Origin of the sequence: uncultured Anaerococcus sp. (assembly GCF_963510575.1) — a bacterium.
GTDB lineage: Bacteria > Bacillota > Clostridia > Tissierellales > Peptoniphilaceae > Anaerococcus.
Window position 1 is genome coordinate 1 of sequence record NZ_CAUPFR010000147.1, and the last position, 2,947, is coordinate 2,947.

Below are 2,947 nucleotides of genomic sequence, written 5' to 3' on the forward strand. Positions count from 1 at the left end.
TTATAAGGCAAGCACCTCCCTTAACTTAAGCATAGCTGTGTAGGTTGATAAGATATAAATATTATCAGTTTTTGCATCTTTTATTATATCTTTTACCTCATTTTCGTAGTCAAATGCCTTGATTTCGCTATTGAAAATATCTGCTATTTCAAGTCTTCTTTTAATATCTTTTTTTCTTGTGCCAGATACATAAATATCTTTTATATCAAGTTTAGCTAACTTTTCATAATAAGAATCGTATATCCAACTAACATCCAGTCCATCAGCGTAATTATCGTTTAACAAACATATTAGGCTGATAGGCTCTTTTTCGAGTGTAACTAAGTCTATAACCTGATTAAGCCCAGTTGGATTCTTAACTAAATTTATAACTACATTTTTATCAAATATTTTAATATTTTCTTGCCTACCAAAAACATTTTTTTGTTTTTTAAGTCCCCTATAAATTTCTTCATAAGTTAATCCTAATTCATAGGCTACTGATAAAGCAGTTAGAGCATTATAAATATTATAAACTCCACCGACATTTACTTCGTATGGTTTATAGTCTATAAAAAACTTAGAGTGATTTGGGTCTAGACTTGCAATTTTATTAATTTCATACCTTATTTCAGGAGATTTGAAATTACAATTAGGGCAAGCAAAGTCGCCTAAAGACGAATAGTTTACAGTTTTATATTTTAGAACACTATGACACGATGGACAAATAATCCCATCGGAATTAAACTCAGCATCCATATCGTAGCACTTATGCCCACCGTCTCTGATAGCAAAATAAGTCGGTTTGAAATTTTTAAGTTTTTCGTATGAAAAAATTGGTAGGTCACCATTGGCTATTACTTTAGCCTCTGGCATTAGTTCTAGACCATCTATTATTTTATCAAGAATATTATATATTTCACCAAACCTATCCATTTGGTCTCTAAAAATATTTGTAAGTGCGACATAATCAGCCTTTAAATATTTACCAATCCTAACTAAGTTTGCTTCATCAACTTCTAAAACAGCAACAGTTTCCTTATCAGGAGGGTTATCTAAAAGAGATGTAATAATACCCTGAACCATATTTGAGCCAGATTCATTAGTTAAAACAATTGGATAATGTTCTCTAAGAATAGTCGCTAAAAAATGGGTTGTCATGGTTTTACCGTTAGTCCCAGTAACAAAAATAAATTTAGTATTTTTAGATAGGTCTTTAAGGATATCCTTATCTAATTTGTACGCTATATAACCTGGCAAAGAAGTTGCCTTACGATTCAATAACTTTAATATACTTCTAATTGATTTGGCTAATACTTTAACCAATTTGCTTTTTAAACTCATGCAAATATTATATCCTTTTTTTACCAATATTTCAATATTAATAAACTATTTCAAAGCTAGTTTCCTTTTCATCTATATCCATCTCAAAAATTTCTTTGCTGTCAATTATAGCAAAATTTATATTCTCGAGACCTTCAAAAAATTTCATAAGCTGATTTTGGCTTCCTTGGATATACGCTTCTACGCTTTGGTCATATAAATTCCTTACGATTCCAGTTAAGCCAATCCTGTCTGCCAACATCTTTAGCTGAAATCTAAAGCCTACTCCTTGTACTCTTCCCTTAAAAATTATATGGTATCTTTTCATATCTACTCCTTAATTTTATTATACTTGACAAAAATACTAGGGTAAATATAATTATAGTAGATACCCCCTAGGGGTGTGAAAGGAGGTTTGATGAAACAAAAATTTGATGTTTATGGGATGACCTGTGCTTCATGCCAAGCAGCAGTTGACAGGGCTGTTAAAAAACTTGGCGTTAAGGATGTGACCGTTAACCTCATAAATGAATCAATGAGTGTTGAATATGATCCATCAAAAATATCTGATTTAGATATAATTAATGCCGTGTCTAAGGCCGGATATGAAGCTCGTCTAAAAAATTCAGGTGAGGTTAAACAAAAAGCAAATGTTAATCTTAAGGAAATTGAAGAAGAAAATACTAAGTTCAGATTAAAAGTGTCATTTTTCTTTATGGTAATCCTTATGTATGTAGCTATGGGTCCTATGCTAAAACTACCTATTCCTAGATTTTTGCATGGAACAGAAGGAGCTATTAACAATGCCTTTGTACAATTCTTGCTAACAATCCCTGTTATATTTGTAAATAGAAAGTTCTTTATATCTGGATTTAAGTCACTAGTAAATAAAAATCCAAATATGGACGCTCTGGTAGCTCTTGGTTCCTCATCAGCTTTGCTTTATGGTGTTTTTGTTATTATGAGAATGGCATATGCTGCTGGTCTTGGAGATTTTGCTACAATAGAATCATATAGACACAATCTTTATTTTGAGTCTTCGGCTATGATTCTAACCTTAATTACTCTTGGAAAATTTTTCGAAGCTAGAAGCAAGGGCGAAACAAAAGCTTCCCTAAAAAATTTAATGAATCTAGCTCCAGAAAAGTCAAGGGTTATTAGGGATAATAAGGAAGTAGAAATACCTACTGAAGATATTTTAAAAGACGATATTATTCTTATTAGACCAGGAGAAAGAATACCTGTTGATGGGAAAATAATTGAAGGTTCATCCTTGGTAGATGAGGCTGCAATTACCGGCGAATCTATACCAGTTAGTAAAAATGTTGGTGACAGTGTTATATCTGCTACAATGAATATCCAAGGATCATTTAAATTTAAAGCAACAAGAGTTGGCGAGGATACAACTTTAGCCCAAATCATAAGCCTTGTAAACGAAGCTAATGATACTAAAGCTCCTATAGCCAAGCTTGCGGATAAAATTTCAGCTGTATTTGTACCTGCAGTAATTATAATTTCTATAATTACATTTATCAGCTGGTATTTATTCACCAAAAATTTTGAATTTTCTTTAAATCTAATGATTTCAGTTCTTGTTATATCATGTCCATGTGCCTTGGGTCTTGCAACACCTATGGCAATCATG

3 protein-coding genes are annotated in these 2,947 nt (G+C 31.9%); 1 reads left to right on the forward strand and 2 read right to left on the reverse strand.

Features of this window, described 5'->3' with window-relative positions:
• Both RQ907_RS08325 and RQ907_RS08330 read right to left on the reverse strand, forming a co-directional pair.
• Positions 1 to 1,323 carry a MurT ligase domain-containing protein gene (locus RQ907_RS08325; RefSeq protein WP_311492907.1) on the reverse strand — a complete coding sequence of 441 codons (1,323 nt, stop codon included), beginning with the start codon at positions 1,321 to 1,323 and terminating at the stop codon, positions 1 to 3.
• A gap of 37 nt (positions 1,324 to 1,360) precedes the next feature.
• A complete protein-coding gene (locus tag RQ907_RS08330) occupies positions 1,361 to 1,630 on the reverse strand; it encodes an acylphosphatase (protein ID WP_311492908.1) in 270 nt (89 codons plus the stop codon).
• Between the two features lie 90 nt (positions 1,631 to 1,720).
• On the opposite strand from RQ907_RS08330, the gene RQ907_RS08335 reads away from it, so the two are divergent.
• Positions 1,721 to 2,947: heavy metal translocating P-type ATPase (locus RQ907_RS08335; RefSeq protein ID WP_311492909.1), on the forward strand; the 1,227-nt coding region annotated here is incomplete at its 3' end.